Origin of the sequence: Cupriavidus oxalaticus, from assembly GCF_038900635.1 — a bacterium.
GTDB lineage: Bacteria > Pseudomonadota > Gammaproteobacteria > Burkholderiales > Burkholderiaceae > Cupriavidus > Cupriavidus oxalaticus_B.
Window position 1 is genome coordinate 1 of sequence record NZ_JAYMRX010000087.1, and the last position, 455, is coordinate 455.

The 455-nt window shown below is 36.3% G+C and carries 1 protein-coding gene; it reads left to right on the plus strand.

Going from position 1 to position 455, the window contains the following annotated elements; translation table 11 throughout:
- Window positions 1-57: 57 nt before the first annotated feature.
- Window positions 58-455: SLC13 family permease (locus VSR71_RS35070; protein WP_342917919.1), on the plus strand; the 398-nt coding region annotated here is incomplete at its 3' end.

Consider the following 455-nt stretch of genomic DNA (forward strand, 5'->3'; position numbering starts at 1 on the left):
TTGTAACATTCATTTAACATCGCAAATAGTTCATCTGTAATCAGTTTGGATGGACTCATGAACGAAACAAACACAACAAAAAATTATAAAAGTGGGATTATCTTTCTTCTGGCGATAGCCTGTTTTTTTATTTTGTTAAAAGCCTTACCTTTTGCACCTAAGGAAAATGCAGGTTTAGCATTATTAGCCTTTGTGGCGATTCTTTGGTTAACTGAAGCATTACATGTAACGGTTACTGCACTCTTAGTGCCTTTGCTTGCGATTGCACTTGACTTGGTGACAACTAAACAAGCTTTAGTAGCCTTTGCGGATCCAACCATTTTCTTATTCTTTGGTGGATTTGCTTTAGCGACAGCATTGCATATGCAAAAGCTTGATAAAATGATAGCTAATAAAATCATGGCAATGGCTCGTGGAAATTTATTTGTCGCTGTGATGTATCTTTTCTCCATTAC